This is a genomic window from Xanthomonas sp. DAR 80977 (genome assembly GCF_041240605.1).
In the GTDB taxonomy this organism is placed as follows: Bacteria; Pseudomonadota; Gammaproteobacteria; order Xanthomonadales; family Xanthomonadaceae; genus Xanthomonas_A; species Xanthomonas_A bundabergensis.
The window spans coordinates 734,047-748,785 of the sequence record NZ_CP162487.1; the positions used below are offsets into that span (position 1 = coordinate 734,047).

Genomic DNA, 14,739 nt, shown 5'->3' on the forward strand with positions numbered 1-14,739 from the left:
CCGGTATCCAGAACGGTCCTAACTTCAGCCTTCCGCCAGGTCAGCGCGAACTACCACTACGATGAACCACGACGCGCTAGCACATGCCATCTGCGGACATTACACCGCCATCAGCGACGGCTCGGGCTACATCGAGTCGCCCTTAGCGTTCCCTGTCGATGGAACGCTCATTGGCGCGTACGTGCTCGAGGCTGGTCCAGGGCGCTTTGTCGTTACAGACGACGGCGACGTTGCGTTTCACGTTGCGGCAGCCGGCGCTGAGATCACTCCGTCCCGTATCAAGGCTTACCGATCGATTGCGGAAGAGCACGGCCTATCGCTGAACGATGAGGGTGTCATCAGCGTGACCTGCGGGGACACAGAGCTGACCAGCGTTCTTAGTCAATACCTGCAAGCTGCTTCCGCTATCGCGACGAAGGGGTTGAAACATCGGCCGCGCGATGAAGAGCGGTTCACGAGGATCGTTGGCGACGCCCTCGCGAATAAGTACGGCGAACGCCTCCGGAAGCGGGTAGAAGTGACAGGGCTCAGTGGCCACCAAATTCGTTTTCCCTTCGCCTTAGACATGGGCCGTGACCGGCGCGCCTATGTGCAGCCCATCGCTGCTGACGGAAATGTGATCCAGTGGAAGGCAGTCTATGAGGCCGGCGGAAAGTTCAAGGACCTCCGCTCGGCACGCCAAGATGCTCCGATCATCGCTGTGCTGGAGGCTTCCCGCGACGCAGATCGTGCCAGTGGTTTCTTCGCTGACACAGCAGCAACAGTGATCTACCAAGGCGGGGCGATCAACCTGGACTTCGCGCTTGCCGCTTAATCCCTCCCCTCCGGCCAATCGTCATTGTAGTAACGTAATTACATGCAACTGATGTAGGAGGTGCACCTATGACCATCACAATCCTGTCCAGCCGCGAACTTAACCTGGATATGATGCGAGCAAAGAAGGCCACCAAGAGCGGTCCGGTGTTTATCACGGATCGCGGCAAGCCTGCGCACGTGCTGCTGAGCTTCGAGGACTATCAACGGCTGACAAGGCAGCGGCGCATTGCCGATGCGCTGGCGATGCCGGACGTTGCAGAGGTTGGGCTCGATCCGCAGCGTGTGGCGATTGGAGCCCGCCCCGCTGATCTCTCGTAATGTATCGCGATAACGGCGCTCGCGCATGGCAGGGGTATTGGTCACACGTCATGTAGCTAAGTGACACTGTTAACCCATGAGAGCCCTTCCATAGTCACCTATCGGGCTCAAGATAGCCTCGGATAGGTTTACTTCAGCGGTAGGTTGTTTGGCTTTTGCTCTCCGCCAAGCTGTGCTTAACCACTGTCGCAGATATTAATCTTGGCGGATTTTTGGAAGCAGGCTCCAAGCGCGCATACCATATGTGTTGATAAGTACTCCCCTGAAGCTTGGTTCTATACTCAGAACAAAAGCTATTTCGCCTTTTAGCCTTTCTGCTTCGATATCGTTTAGCTGGCCACTTAAAAAACGAAAAACTCCTGCACGAACTCCTCTTTTTCGTTCTCGCCCTACACTGACGCCACCTTGGTTGGTGAGAGTTAGGCCTGTAACCGTCATTGATGTCGAGCGAGAAACCGCTATGCGTTTTTTTTCATTAAATTTTACTGTAGGCAGGCGAGATTTTTCCACCAACTGGCGAATCCCATTTTCAAGTTCACTGAGTACGTCAGGATCTGACGAAGAAATCGCAATGTCGTCCGAATAGCGAGTGTATCGCGCATTAAGGAAACGTGCGAGAACGGAGACTTTTTCGTCAAATTCAAACATTACAGCGTTCGCAAAAAATGGTGAACTCGGCGCGCCGATACAAAGTACCGGCTTCCCCGTTGGCCTCCAAGTACAAGCGTCTACAATGAACTTAAGCTCAGAAACACTTAAATGGGTGCATTTTTCTTGCAACAGATGGACAATGGACTCTTCATCTATGCTGCTAAAAAAATCAGAAAAATCAAGTTTTGTTAGATATTTTGCGCCCTTATGGATATCCGCATTGCGTAATATTGAACTTCCGGGCTTGTAGGCAGTGGCTGCTTGGTGGATTTCTATTTCTTTACTGAGTAGGTGACAGATTGCACGCTGTACAGCTTTTACTTCTCGGGCCGGTTGCGCAACGACCCGTCTATCACCATTTTTTTTGGGAATGTTAAATATTTTGTATCTGCGATATGCACCCCTGGCTATTACACGGCAACTTGAAGTGGATATTCCAATCAGGGAGGAAATTTTGGATACAAGGCCGGTCATTTGGCCCTCCGTATTGACTTTACGACTTGGGCTCTGGTTGGAATCTTGTTTTCATAAAATGAAATGGTATCAATTTTCACGCGTTCTCGATTGAACTTGGTCCCCGGGACGTATCCGAAGGATATGCGTGAAACCCAATCATCTGCATAGAAATACCGACCATGGCCTTTAGATTTTACAAATAGCAACTGGCATTTCTGCAATAAAAATAAATACCGTGAAATTTCTATTGAGCTTACTGGTATGTCGAGCAATCCGAGAAAATCAATAATATCTTTCTCGTTGAGTGCTCCAAATATATCGCATAGCTCACATATTAGACTCATTATGTTGGATGGTTCTGATTTGCGGAATACATGTTCGCGCCCGGACGGAGAGACATACTTCCTAATTGCTGAAACTATCTCGCTAACATCTCCGCGGAGCAATTCGAAATTTTCGGTTCTTCTGCCGCCAGCACTATATTCATGCCAGTCGTAGACCATGACCGAATTCTTTGAGTTATTCTCGACTTTCTGGATAGGGCCGAGTCTGATGAAAGAGCTTTCATCATAGTGATGTTGCGATACCACTATCAGAAGGCGATCAAGAAATGGTTCGCTGACTGAGAAAGCACCAAGCTCTGCAATTGCCCCTGGGCTCTCAACGACAAGAACTACAACAGCAGAAAGTCCGGCGAGGTGTTCTTCGAAAGTCACTAAATCGGAATAAACGCCGCCGTGGAACCAATCTTTTGTTTCTTCTGCTAGACGTACTCGTTGAGCTAGTTCGCCGTGGCGGCCGCTTGTAAGCTCCGATTGTATGAGATGCCTGACGGATCTTACAGGGTGGGCCTCCTGATCACTTTGCCCGCCACATAGAAGTACAAATCCCTCAAATGCCTTTATTCGGGTTTTTGTAAGATCTATCTGAGATAGAAACTGCAAACGCGGGTCATCCATTCGCTCTTCACCAAGAAAACGCCCCGCACAGCCGGTACGGGCTTACCGCGAGGACCCGCGGACCGGAGCGGTGAGACCGTGCCGGCTGTGCGGGGCGATAAACCCAGACAATCCATAGCCGTCTGGCGCATCGCCAGACGTAACCTCTTGACTCCATGTCAAACGCGTAAAGAGTTCGTTGATTCTTGAGGTGAGTGAAAAAATTGTCAAGGCCCAAGATTGGCTTGGTGGGTGATGACGCGTTAGATCGAACTTGCTGACTTCGATTCGTTACTTCAAGTAGGGGAGGCGGTCTGTAGCTATCTTCATGCGATGTGGATGTCTACGAACACATGGCCTTGCGTGTTGACACTTGATCTAGGTTCAGTCATTATCCGCCCGTTGCGGCAAATTCCGCAGCCGGGATTGGTCTCCCGAAATTTACAAGGCGCACCAGCGCCCATCATCGATGTCCGGCGCTTTTTTGTTGCCCGGATTCGAGGCGGGGCAGGGCTTGCAGCTTTATGGCGGGCGGTGCGCGGGGGCCTTAGGGCCCGCCGGTTGCCTTGTGGCCGGTAGACCAACCCGCACCGTCCGCCACCTTTGATTGGTCTCGGGGATGGCGGACTCCATTACACAAGGAGAACGTCATGCCCCGTAACGCTTCCGTTCGTTCGAAGACCGCATCCACCCGGCGCGCCACCAAGGCGCCGCCCTGCTGGCTCAAGCTCGAATCCCCCGACCCCTTGGATGCGATCGTCGCCGAGCCGCTGCCTGGCGCGTCGGCGCCGCCGTTGCACCCCGACGCCGTCAAGGACCCCGTGCCCAGGCGCTCGATCCCGCGCCGGCCCACGCAATGCACCATCGGCTATCGCTACTACGATGTGGAACGCAATGGCATGCGGGTCGGGCGGCAGGTGCCCAGCCTGCGCTTGCATGGCCTGTGGCTGGAAGGCCTCGGCTTTGCGGTGGGCGGCAAGGTGCGCATCACGATGGCCAATGGCGCCCTGCTGATCACGGCCGTGCCGGTGGCGCCGCGGCCTGCGGCGAAGACACGACGCAGATTTAAAGTGGCGCCGTAGCCGCCGGGCTTTGGTGGCGTTGCCGAGCCGGTCGTCGCGCGAGCCGGCCCCGCCGGCCGGCTGCGTTCTCCTGGCTTCAGGGAAATCGTTGTTGACGCCCGCTTGCAGCCACTACTGCGCACGATCATCAAAAAGCGGTGATCGTGTGTGTGTAGAACACCCTCGATAGCTGGATTCCAGCTATCTTGCGTTTAGCTGCTTTGCGGGTATTTCGCATTTAGTTGAATTTCGGGTGCCGCATGATGCCTACGTCCTACGTTTTGCTTACAGCTACGCAGCTTGGCGCGGCGCTTCAGGCCACGCGCAAGGCCCAGGGGCTGACCCAGTCGGCGCTGGCCGGCCATATCGGCCTAAGCCAGTCGCGGGTCTCCCATCTGGAGTTGAACGCCCACGCATTGAGCGTGGAGCAACTACTGGCGTGGTGCGCGACCCTGGGACTTGAGTTGACCATTGGCATCCGTGGCAGCCATGGCGCACAAACGGATTGGTGACATGGGGCGCCGCTCGCATCGCCGCAGCACGTCATTGGGGGCAGAGGCATCAAGCCAATCATGTGCCGATAGCATGGCCATGACCCCTGTCGCTGCGCCCGCCGACGAATCTGTATACCCTCATGCCACCATGGGATCGCCGTGGCGACTGGAAGGGAGAAGACACATGTCACAACACGAAGACCAAGCGGCCGCGGCACTGGATACCGATGCGTTGCTCGCCGCGGCGCACCATCCCGACTACCTGCTGCAGGACCTGGTGGCGATCGCGAACCTGGGCGTGCAGATCGGGCTGACGCTGACGGTGGGCGGCAGCACCATCTCCGGCATGCTGATCGGCGGCAAGGAGTTCATGCAGAGGCTGACCGAGTCGATCACCGAGGTGGCGCCCGACGAACTGGTCGCGCCGCTGCAGGAGCGCTTCCAGCCGTACCGCGACATCTACGAGCAGAGCGAGCTGAAGCCGGCCACCTTCGTGCACCTGGCCGATGCGCGGGTCGTGGCGACGGGCGGCGAGTTTCCGGTCAACGGTTGCCTGTGGCGGGGACGGATCAGCCAGGTCTCCGGCTTCAGCATCGGCGTGATGTCCAGCGTCTGAGGCGTGCCGGCCGTACCGCATGACCCCGCTTCGGCGGGGTTTTTTGCGCGGCTACGTGGAAAACCGGTCCCGGCCCGCCTGCTTGGCCCGGTACAGCGCGGCATCGGCCATGCCGATCAGGCCCGCGGCCGACCGGTGCTGGTCCTGCGCGCCCACGCTTGCAATGCCGATGCTCACTGTCACCCGGGCGTCGGTCGGGCTGGAGGCGTGCGGCAGGTCCAGGTCGCGCACCGCCACGCGTACCTGCTGCGCCAGCGTCTGCGCGCCCGCCTGGTCGGTGAAGGGCAGCACGATCGCGAATTCCTCGCCGCCGTAGCGGGCGGCGACATCGTGCGGCCGCTGTGCGCAGGCCGCCAGCGCCTGTCCCACTTGCCGCAGGCAGGCGTCGCCATTCACGTGTCCGTAGGTGTCGTTGTAGCGCTTGAAGTGGTCCACATCGATCATCAGCAGCGCGACGCTGGCGTGCACGGCCGCGCTCTGCTGCAGCGCGCTGTGCAGCTTGTAGTCGAAGCCGCGCCGGTTGTAGAGGCCGGTGAGCGGGTCGTTCCAGGCTTCCGTGCTCAACCTGGTCTCGCTGGCCTGCATGCGCCGCAGCTGCTGGTCCAGCCACATGCCCAGTCCGATGAACAGCGCGCAGGCGAGGAGGGCGACGCACGAGCGGCGCAGGGCAACCGCCCGCCAGGGCGCGAGCACTTCGTCGGTGGACATGCCGATCACCACCCAGAACGGATAGCGCTGGGCATGGGCGAATCCGGAAATCCGCTCCACCCCGTCGATGGGCGATACGGCGGAGATCCAGCCGCGGCGCAAGCGCAGCATGGTCCGATGGAATGGCGTGCCGGCGATGCTCCCGCCGCTGCCGCCGGCGTCGCCGGGGTAGCGGGAGACGACGATGCCGTCGTCGTCGACGATGGCGATCGATCCGCCATGGCCGGTGTCGAACATGCGGTGGAAGCGCACGAAGTACGCGAGCGGGATGCCGACCAGCACCACGCCGTCGAAGGAACCGTCGGGCTTGTTGAGGCGCCGGGTCAGCGGAACGATCCACGCGCCGTCGGCCGGGCTGCGGATCGGGCCGCTCAGCAGCGCCAGGCGGTCGTCGTGGTGCCGGTGGTGCGCGAAGGAGGCCGGGTCGGAAACGTCGCGGTGCTGCGCGCCTGCCGGGAGCGACGAGTTCACCGCGTGCCCGTGCGCGTCGTAGACGACGATGACATGCACCCGGTCGGAGCGGTCGACCTCGTCGCGCAGGGCGTCGTGCAGGGTCTGCGGCGTCAGTTGGCCGCTCTCGACACCGGCGACGACGCCCGACAGCACCGTCTCGGCGATGGCGAACGAATCGCTGGTGTGCTGGGCGAGGGAGCTGGCCAGGTTCAGCGTGTTGGTCCGTGCGGTCTGCAACGCGGTGTTCCTGGCGTCGCGCAGCGACGAGTACTCCGACCCGGCCAGCACCGCCCACGCGGCGGTGACGAACAGGTACAGCGCCACGCGCTGGGCCAGGTTTCTGCGGCGCTTGCCCTTGCTCATGCCCGCCGCCTCCGCGCGGCGCGTTTCTCCACTCCCCAGTCGGTTATCGGCGGAGAAGCCCCGCGCTGAACCGCCGGGGACGCGCGACGGGCACGCGTGCCGCCACGCGACTGGCCGCCATGGGCGCGTACGTGGTCGGGGCGAACGCCGCCGGCGCCGCGCGGCGTGGTGCTTCGCTTCCCGCTGCGGCTTGGGGGCGGCGTCTGGGGCAATGGAGGCCGTTACCACCGGATATCAACGTAAATGATTCATGTGCACGCACTTCCCGAAGATCCGATGGGCACCGCCAACATCGACGACGCGCGGCATGGCCAACTGCACCGCGCCTGCACGATGACCAACTGCTCGATCGATGCGCAGGTCAGCTTCTGGATCGGGATCGGGATCGGCATGGTGTGCGAGCCAAGCGCTTCCGGCGCGCATACCGGCCACGATCGCCGAGGTGCACATCAACGCTGCCGAGTTGCGCATCACCGCTTCGCCGCGCGTTGCCGACGCCATCACGGCGGCGGCCGCGGTGCTCGAAGGGATGGCTGCGTAGCGAGCGCGAGGACATGTCGCGAGCGGCGCGAGAGCGCAGCGCGTCGTCGCGCGTTGGACGTGGCGTTGGGCCACAGAGGAGGCCATGACTGTTGCGCAGCAACATGCAACGCCGAAACGAGCGTGTTACATCTAAGCGCGTTGGATCGATCCAAAGCCGTCGATGCATTGCATCCTGGGGAAGACGGCGAGTGGGGGATCGCGTGCCACGCGTCTGCTGATGGTCGCTGACGGATCCGCATGCACATGCGGCCGCGGCGATGCGTCGGCGCCGATGTTGCTCGCGGTCCATCGGGTCGATCCGGTCCACGTTGCGCTTTTGCATCGCGCGCCGTTGCCGCTGCCGTTACGCGCAGACATGCGCGCCGCGGAGTGCCACCGACCGCCACTTCCTGGGAGCCTGCCATGACGTTCCGCCCGCCCTTCGCGCACCTGCCTGATGCTTCGCGCCGGTGGCTGGCGTCCGTCGTTGCGGCGGCGTTGCTGCTGGCAGGCACCGGCGCGGCGTGCGCGGACGACAGCGGCTTCGCTTCATCGTTCGAGCGCGGCGAACCCGCGCCTGCGCCGGCCGCGCAGCCTGGCCAGCAGGGCGTGCAGGTCGCTGTCGGCAACGGCCCCGCGCATCCCTACGCGGCCAAGGCCGGCATGGGCTACACCGGGTTGCACGCGTTGCGCTATCGCGCCGCTGCGGCCGGGCGCGCGTCGCTGTTTGCGGTCGATGTGGCGGTGGAGCCGGACACGGTGCTGTCGTGGATGGTGCTGCCGGAGATCGTGGACGGCGACACGGTGGCCTCGACCGGTGTGGCGGTGGATCTGCTGTTCGACGATGGGCGCCGGTTGTCGGAGCTGGGCGTGGAGGATCAGCACGGTGCGCTGGTCAGCGCACAGGGGCAGGCGGCGTCGCAAACGCTGTATCCGCAGCAGTGGGCGCTCAAGCAGGTGCGGCTGGGTGAGGTGGCGGCCCTGCGCGGCAGGCGCATCCGCGCCATCGAGTTGCAGGTGCAGCCTGGCGCCGGCAAGCTGGCATCGGGCTGGATCGACGATGTCGCGCTGCGCCGCGAGGCAGCGCCGCAGGCGGCGCGACGGCCGAGCGACGAGGTGGTGACCACGCGCGGCACGCAGTCGAACGGCACGTTCTCGCGCGGCAACAACCTTCCCGCCACGGCGATGCCGCATGGCTTCAATTTCTGGGTGCCGGCGACCGATGCCGGTTCGCTCGGCTGGCTGTACCGCTGGAACGAGCAGAACGGGGACGACAACCGGCCGCGTCTGCAGGCGCTGTCGATCAGCCACGAGCCCAGTCCGTGGATGGGCGATCGGCAGACCTTCCAGGTGATGCCCTCGTCCACGCGCGGGGTGCCGGAGGCGGACCGCGGCAAGCGCGCGCTGGCGTTCGGCCACGACCACGAAGAGGCGCGCCCGCATCTGTACCGGGTGGACTTCGACAACGGCATCCGTGCCGAACTGGCGCCGAGCGAGCGGGCGGCGATCTTCCGTTTCCGCTTTCCGCGCGGCGGCGACGCCAATCTGCTGTTCGACAACGTCGATGCGCGCGGCGGCCTGACCCTGGACGCGGCGACGCAGACGCTGCGCGGCTATTCCGACACGCGCAGCGGCCTGTCCAACGGCGCCACGCGCCTGTTCGTGTATGCGCGCTTCGACCGTCCGTGGATCGCCAGCGGCAAGATCGCCACGGGACGGCCCACCGGCTATGTGAAGTTCGCGCCGGGCGCCGACCGCGAGGTGGTGATGCGCATCGCCACCTCGCTGATCTCGGTGGAGCAGGCGCAGCGCAATCTGCAGCAGGAGATCGGCGACGCCGGGTTCGACGTGGTGCGGGCGCGCGCGCAGGACGCGTGGGAGGCGGTGCTGGGACGGGTGCAGGTGCAAGGCGCCAGCCACGATCAGCGGGTCACGCTGTACTCCAATCTGTACCGGCTGTTCCTCTATCCGAACATCGCCCACGAGAACGTCGGCGATGCGGCGCATCCGGATTGGCGGCATGCCGACCAGAACACGTGGTCCAAGGACAGCGCCGGCGGCGACGCCGAGCGCAGCTCCGCGCCGGTGGCGCCGGGCAAGGTCTACGTCAACAACGGCTTCTGGGACACCTTCCGCACCAGTTGGCCGGCCTATGCGCTGTTCGCGCCGGAGCAGGCCGGGGCGATGATCGATGGCTTCCTGCAGCAGTACCGCGATGGCGGCTGGGTGGCGCGCTGGTCCTCGCCGGGGTATGCGGACCTGATGGTCGGCACCAGTTCCGACGTGGCCTTCGCCGACGCCTGGCTGAAGGGCGTGCGCGGTTTCGACGCGCACGAGGCCTATGCCGCGGCGCTGCGCAATGCCACGGTGGTGCCGCCGGTGGCGAACGTCGGCCGCAAGGGGCTGGCCCGGTCGATGTACCGCGGCTACGCCGCCAACGACGTGCACGAAGGGCTGTCGTGGACGCTGGAGAGCGCGCTCAACGATTTCGGGCTGGCGCAGATGGCGCAGGCGCTGGCGGCGGAAGACACGGATCCGCAGCGCGCACAGCGCTATCGCGAGGAGGCCGAGTATTTCCAGGCGCGCGCCACCGACTACGTGTCCCTGTTCGATCCCGCCACCGGCTTCTTCCGCGGGCGCACGCCCAGCGGCCAGTGGGGCGTGCCGGCGTCCGGGTTCGATCCGCGCGTGTGGGGCGGCGACTACACCGAGGCCAATGCCTGGACCTTCGCCTTCACCACGCCGCACGACGCCGCCGGCCTGGCCGGGCTGCTGGGCGGCGAAGACGCGTTGGCGACGCGGCTGGACGCCTTCTTCGCCACGCCAGAGACGGCGGACCCGCAGTTCGCCGGCAGCTACGGCGGCGTCATCCACGAGATGACCGAAGCGCGCGACGTGCGCATGGGCATGTACGCGCACAGCAACCAGCCCTCGCACCACATTCCGTGGATGTACGTGGCGGCGGGGCAGCCGTGGAAGACGCAGCGCCTCACCCGCGAGGTGCTGCGCCGGCTGTACCTGGGCAGCGAGATCGGCCAAGGCTATCCTGGCGACGAGGACAACGGCGAGATGTCGGCGTGGTATCTGTTCGCCATGCTCGGGTTGTATCCGCTGCGCATGGGCGCGCCGGAGTACGTGATCGGCTCGCCGGCGTTTCCGCGGGCCGAGGTCGCGCTGGGCGCAGGCCGCAAGCTGGTGGTGATCGCGCGCAACAACAGTGCGCGCAACGTGTACGTGCAGTCGCTCACGCTCAACGGCAAGCCGTGGGACAAGGCCTGGCTGCGCCATCGGGACATCGCCGGCGGCGGCACGCTGGAGTTCGTCATGGGCGACACCCCGTCGCGCTGGGGCAGCGGCGCCGCTGCGCTGCCGCCGTCGCTGACGCCGCCGGGCAGCGCGCCGCGCAGCCTGCAGGACGTGGCGTCGCAGGCGGTGGCAGTGTCGGTGAATGGACAAGCCAAGGCCGCCGCATTGATCGACGACGACGCGACGACGGCGCTGTCGCTGCCGGCCGGCGCCAGCGTCGACCTGCGCTTGGCGACACCGACGCGCGCCACGCACTACACGCTGACCAACGCCGACAGCGCATTGTCCGGCCTGGCCTGGACGCTGGAAGGGCGCAACGGCGACGGCGTCTGGACCATGCTGGACCAGCGGCGCGCGCAGGCGTTCGCCTGGGCGCGGCAATTGCGGCCGTTCCGCATCGCCCGACCCGGCGCCTACGCTGCGTATCGCTTGCGCTTGGAGGCGGGCGAGGGCGTGGCGCTGGCCGAGATCGAACTGTTGCAGCCGGTGGCCCGGCAGGCCGCGCCATGAAGCGGCGACAGCGCAGCGCGTGCGACGTCCGTCGCCCGCTGCAGGAGAACGCAATCCGCTAGACCGGTGGCGCGATAGCGGGCTCGCCGGAAAGTGCCGAGGTAGCTGGTTTTTCACGTGATTGGGACGATCCAATCCGGTTTGTGCAGGACAGGAGGAAAGAAACGCAAGGCCGGCTCGCCGCAGTGACGCCGGATGTTTTCCTGCCGCGACGCGCACACGTTCCGTTCGGTCTTTGGATCGATTGAAACCCGTCGCCGCAGCCGATCAATCTTTGGGAGAGGATGATTGAAATGAACCGCATGCCACATGTACGCCACCGCAGCACCTTGTCTGTGGGGATCGCCATCGCCTTGTGCGCGAGCGCCGCCTCCACCACCGCCTTCGCTCAGCAGGCCGACAGCACGCCAGCGCCCTCGGGCCAGGCCGAACTGCAGGCCAAGGACCTGGACGCGGTGACGGTCACCGGCTACCGCTACGCGATCGAGAAGAGCCTGGACCAGAAGCGCAACGCCAATGCCGTGGTGGACGTGATCACCGCCGAGGACGTCGGCAAGTTCCCCGACAAGAACGTGGCCGATGCGCTGCAGCGCGTGCCGGGCGTGGTGATCAGCCGCGACGGCGGCGAGGGCAAGAACGTCAGCGTGCGCGGCCTGTCCTCGGAGCTGGTGCTGACCGAGTTGAACGGCAACTACATCGCCACTGCCGAGTCCAACGGCGACCCCACGCGTTCGTTCAACTACACGCTGCTGCCGGCCAACCTGCTGGGCAGCGCGGAACTGTACAAGACGCCGGAAGCGCGCCTGGACGAAGGCGGCATCGGCGGCACGGTGATCCTGCACACGCGGCGCCCGCTGGAACTGGAGCCCAATTCCGGCTTCGTCTCGGTCGAGGGCACCTGGGCCGATACCAGCAAGAAGACCGATGGCCAGTTCTCCGGTTCGTACTCCTGGCACGACAAGGACAACCGCTTCGGCGTGTTCGTCGGTTATACGCAGCAGAAGCGCACGGCGCGTACCCTGGACGCCAGCACCGAGAGCTGGCAGTGGTACGGCCGCGACGAAGTCGGCCCGGCCGTGGACGTGAACGGCAATCCGTCGGCGTTCAACTCCAACTGGTGGGGCGGCACCGGCTTCTGGGACCAGAACGGCAATTACCGCACAGGCTTCATGATGCCGACCGCGGTCAGCCTGGACGTCAAGCAGGAGGAGCGCGAGCGCAAGGGCGGCCAGCTGACCTTCCAGTTCAAGCCGACCGACGACCTGACCCTGACCGCGAACTACTTCCGCTTCGATCTCTCGCAGAACTCGCAGACCAACACCGTCAAGATTCCCGAGTGGAACATCGCGCGCTACTACGGCGACGGCAACTGGCGCGGCGGTCGCCTGCTCGACGGGCTGCACTTCGATCCCAGCGGCACCATCGTCACCGGCGCCGACTACAGCCTGCATCCGGGCAAGGCGTACTACTGCAGCGAGGCCCAGGCCGCGGCGGCCGGCCTGCCGCCGGGCGGCTGGGGCTCGGACGATTGCACCGTACCCACGCCGCAGATCACGGGCAGCTACAACATCGAAAAATCGTTGTCGCAGACGGTGGACCTGGGCGGCGAGTGGCGTGGCGAGACCGTGGACGTGTCCTTCAAGGCCGGCCGCACCTGGGCCAAGGGTGGGCCGGAGCTGCAGTTCTCGCTGCCGATCAAGCCGCGCCTGCAGAACCCCGACGGCAGCTGGACCAACGGCAACTTCGCCAGCGCCTGGGACCTGACCGGCACCCCGACCATGACGTTCTCGCCGGAACTGATGCAGAACCTGCGCGACGGCATCCTGCAGGTGGATCTGGGTTCGACCGGCTCGTCCTGGACCCGCAACACGAATCAGCAGAAGTACGCGCAGATCGACACCACCTGGCATATCGACGGCGAGGTCTTCGATTCGCTGCAGTTCGGGCTCAAGCGTCGCGACGGCGGCATCCACCGCAACACCGGCAACAACTACTGGGTGTGTCCGGGCACCGACCCGGGCGACTACGACAACCGCTACTGGAACGGGCGCTGCAACGCCATCGCCACGCAGTTCTCGCCGGACCTGCTGTATGCGATGGACAACTTCCCCGGCGGGGTGAAGGCCAGTGCGTTTCCGGCGATCAACTTCCCGGGCTACATCGGCTACTTGAACAACACCTACGGCGCGATGCAGACCCGCAGCGAAGACAACTTCGTCTACAACGTCGACGAGAAGATCTATTCCACCTACCTGCAACTCAACTTCCACACCGAGCGCCTGCGCGGCAACGTGGGCGTGCGGGTGGCGCGCACCGGCCAGCACGCCGATTCCACCGACAAGGTGACCGCCTACAACGACTACTTCTTCGACGGCGCCGACGGCAATCCGCTGGCCTGCCAGCAGGGCGCCGCCATGCCCACCGGCGCCCCGGCCGACACCTACTGCGGCACCGAAGGCTACTGGCGGTTGTCGGACAGCGAGCAACGCAACGAGTCGTTCGTCATCAGCGGCCTGGACCGCAACTACACCGACGTGCTGCCGAGCTTCAACCTGGCCTACGACCTGACCGAGAACCTGCTGTTGCGCGCGGCGGCGTCGAAGGTGATCGCACGCCCCAGCTACACCGACATCGCCGCCCCCGGCAGCCTGGAGTACTACAGCCCCGAGTACGTGGCCGACCGGCGCCTGACCGGCGGTGCCAGCGAGCAGGGCTGGTACGGCTCGGGCAGCAACAAGAACCTGGAGCCCTACAAGGCCACCCAGTTCGACCTGGGGCTGGAGTGGTACTTCCAGCCGGGCTCGGTGGCGGGCGTGGGGCTGTTCCGCAAGAACGTGGAGAACTTCGCCGTCGGCGTGATCAGCGACGTGAGCATGATGGTCGACGGGCAGATGGTCACCGTGCAGAACTACAGCACCCAGGCCGGCGGCCAGGATGCGGTCTCGCAGGGCGTGGAGCTGTACGCGCAGCACACGCTGGCATCCGGCCTCGGGGTGCAGTTCAACTACACCTACAACGATGCCAGCAAGGCGGCGGTGCGGCTGGAGGACGGGACCGAGGTCGGCAAGACCTCCATGCCCGGCAGCGCCAAGAACCAGACCAACCTCACCGTGTTCTACGAGACCGACCGCCTGCTGCTGCGCGCCTCGTACAACCGTCGCGGCGAACTGGTGCAGGGCCTGGTCAACGGGCTGAACATCTACGAGGAACCGTACTACCAGATCGATCTGAACGCGGCCTACAACATCACGCCGGCGCTCAGCCTCTCCGCGTCGGTGCTGAACCTGACCAAGCAGGAGACGCGCCAGCACCTGGGCGATGACACCCGCGATCGTTTCTATACCGGCGGCTACGCCGGCCGGCTGGCGTATCTGGGGCTGACCTACAAGTTCTAGGCGCGCCCCTGGTGTCCGGGCCCATGCGGCACTCCCGTTCGGCGGGAGGCCGCGCGGGCCTGACGCCGTTTTTCATTGCAGGCCACGACCGTTCCCGTCGCCAGGGGCGGTCGCTCACCACAGGACCACACC

At 64.0% G+C, this 14,739-nt stretch carries 11 protein-coding genes; 7 read left to right on the forward strand and 4 right to left on the reverse strand.

Annotated features, from left to right (window positions below):
* Positions 1-61 precede the first annotated feature (61 nt).
* A complete protein-coding gene (locus AB3X10_RS03240; protein WP_369979029.1) occupies positions 62-814 on the forward strand; it encodes a DUF1828 domain-containing protein in 753 nt (250 codons plus the stop codon).
* A gap of 68 nt (positions 815-882) precedes the next feature.
* The gene (locus AB3X10_RS03245) at positions 883-1,134 is read left to right on the forward strand and encodes a type II toxin-antitoxin system prevent-host-death family antitoxin (RefSeq protein ID WP_369979031.1); all 252 of its coding nucleotides are present in this window, start codon (positions 883-885) and stop codon (positions 1,132-1,134) included.
* A gap of 195 nt (positions 1,135-1,329) precedes the next feature.
* Here AB3X10_RS03245 and AB3X10_RS03250 read toward each other — a convergent pair whose 3' ends face one another.
* Both AB3X10_RS03250 and AB3X10_RS03255 read right to left on the reverse strand, forming a co-directional pair.
* On the reverse strand, positions 1,330-2,259 hold the full coding sequence (locus tag AB3X10_RS03250) for a retron St85 family RNA-directed DNA polymerase (RefSeq protein ID WP_369979033.1): 930 nt from the start codon (positions 2,257-2,259) through the stop codon (positions 1,330-1,332).
* Positions 2,256-3,200 (reverse strand): retron St85 family effector protein, encoded by a 945-nt coding sequence (locus tag AB3X10_RS03255; protein WP_369979035.1) that lies wholly within the window; start codon positions 3,198-3,200, stop codon positions 2,256-2,258. The genes AB3X10_RS03250 and AB3X10_RS03255 overlap by 4 nt, the downstream gene beginning before the upstream one ends.
* Before the next feature lie 629 nt (positions 3,201-3,829).
* On the opposite strand from AB3X10_RS03255, the gene AB3X10_RS03260 reads away from it, so the two are divergent.
* The 3 genes from AB3X10_RS03260 (at position 3,830) to AB3X10_RS03270 (ending at position 5,350) form a co-directional block, all read left to right on the forward strand.
* A complete protein-coding gene (locus AB3X10_RS03260) occupies positions 3,830-4,261 on the forward strand; it encodes a SymE family type I addiction module toxin (protein ID WP_369979037.1) in 432 nt (143 codons plus the stop codon).
* Positions 4,262-4,503: 242 nt separating this feature from the next.
* The gene (locus tag AB3X10_RS03265; protein ID WP_369979039.1) at positions 4,504-4,752 is read left to right on the forward strand and encodes a helix-turn-helix domain-containing protein; all 249 of its coding nucleotides are present in this window, start codon (positions 4,504-4,506) and stop codon (positions 4,750-4,752) included.
* 166 nt (positions 4,753-4,918) lie between these two features.
* On the forward strand, positions 4,919-5,350 hold the full coding sequence (locus AB3X10_RS03270; RefSeq protein WP_369979041.1) for a gas vesicle protein: 432 nt from the start codon (positions 4,919-4,921) through the stop codon (positions 5,348-5,350).
* Between the two features lie 51 nt (positions 5,351-5,401).
* On the opposite strand, the gene AB3X10_RS03275 is transcribed toward AB3X10_RS03270, so the two are convergent.
* Together AB3X10_RS03275 and AB3X10_RS03280 are read right to left on the reverse strand one after the other, a co-directional pair.
* Entirely contained in the window at positions 5,402-6,874 is a 1,473-nt protein-coding gene (locus tag AB3X10_RS03275; protein WP_369981620.1) for a diguanylate cyclase domain-containing protein, read from the reverse strand.
* Between the two features lie 234 nt (positions 6,875-7,108).
* The gene (locus AB3X10_RS03280; RefSeq protein WP_369979043.1) at positions 7,109-7,501 is read right to left on the reverse strand and encodes a hypothetical protein; all 393 of its coding nucleotides are present in this window, start codon (positions 7,499-7,501) and stop codon (positions 7,109-7,111) included.
* Between the two features lie 318 nt (positions 7,502-7,819).
* Between AB3X10_RS03280 and AB3X10_RS03285 the strand changes: the two genes are divergently transcribed.
* On the forward strand, positions 7,820-11,212 hold the full coding sequence (locus AB3X10_RS03285) for a GH92 family glycosyl hydrolase (RefSeq protein ID WP_369979045.1): 3,393 nt from the start codon (positions 7,820-7,822) through the stop codon (positions 11,210-11,212).
* A gap of 293 nt (positions 11,213-11,505) precedes the next feature.
* Positions 11,506-14,607 carry a TonB-dependent receptor gene (locus tag AB3X10_RS03290; RefSeq protein ID WP_369979047.1) on the forward strand — a complete coding sequence of 1,034 codons (3,102 nt, stop codon included), beginning with the start codon at positions 11,506-11,508 and terminating at the stop codon, positions 14,605-14,607.
* Positions 14,608-14,739 lie beyond the last annotated feature (132 nt).

Excerpts from the sequence above, each read along its gene's own strand:
- AB3X10_RS03265 (WP_369979039.1), top strand. The coding sequence starts at position 4,504 with ATGCCTACGTCCTACGTTTTGCTTACAGCTACGCAGCTTGGCGCGGCG.
- AB3X10_RS03285 (WP_369979045.1), top strand. The coding sequence starts at position 7,820 with ATGACGTTCCGCCCGCCCTTCGCGCACCTGCCTGATGCTTCGCGCCGG.
- AB3X10_RS03250 (WP_369979033.1), bottom strand. The coding sequence starts at position 2,259 with ATGACCGGCCTTGTATCCAAAATTTCCTCCCTGATTGGAATATCCACT.
- AB3X10_RS03240 (WP_369979029.1), top strand. The coding sequence starts at position 62 with ATGAACCACGACGCGCTAGCACATGCCATCTGCGGACATTACACCGCC.
- AB3X10_RS03280 (WP_369979043.1), bottom strand. The coding sequence starts at position 7,501 with ATGGCCTCCTCTGTGGCCCAACGCCACGTCCAACGCGCGACGACGCGC.
- AB3X10_RS03270 (WP_369979041.1), top strand. The coding sequence starts at position 4,919 with ATGTCACAACACGAAGACCAAGCGGCCGCGGCACTGGATACCGATGCG.
- AB3X10_RS03245 (WP_369979031.1), top strand. The coding sequence starts at position 883 with ATGACCATCACAATCCTGTCCAGCCGCGAACTTAACCTGGATATGATG.
- AB3X10_RS03275 (WP_369981620.1), bottom strand. The coding sequence starts at position 6,874 with ATGAGCAAGGGCAAGCGCCGCAGAAACCTGGCCCAGCGCGTGGCGCTG.
- AB3X10_RS03255 (WP_369979035.1), bottom strand. The coding sequence starts at position 3,200 with ATGGATGACCCGCGTTTGCAGTTTCTATCTCAGATAGATCTTACAAAA.
- AB3X10_RS03290 (WP_369979047.1), top strand. The coding sequence starts at position 11,506 with ATGAACCGCATGCCACATGTACGCCACCGCAGCACCTTGTCTGTGGGG.
- AB3X10_RS03260 (WP_369979037.1), top strand. The coding sequence starts at position 3,830 with ATGCCCCGTAACGCTTCCGTTCGTTCGAAGACCGCATCCACCCGGCGC.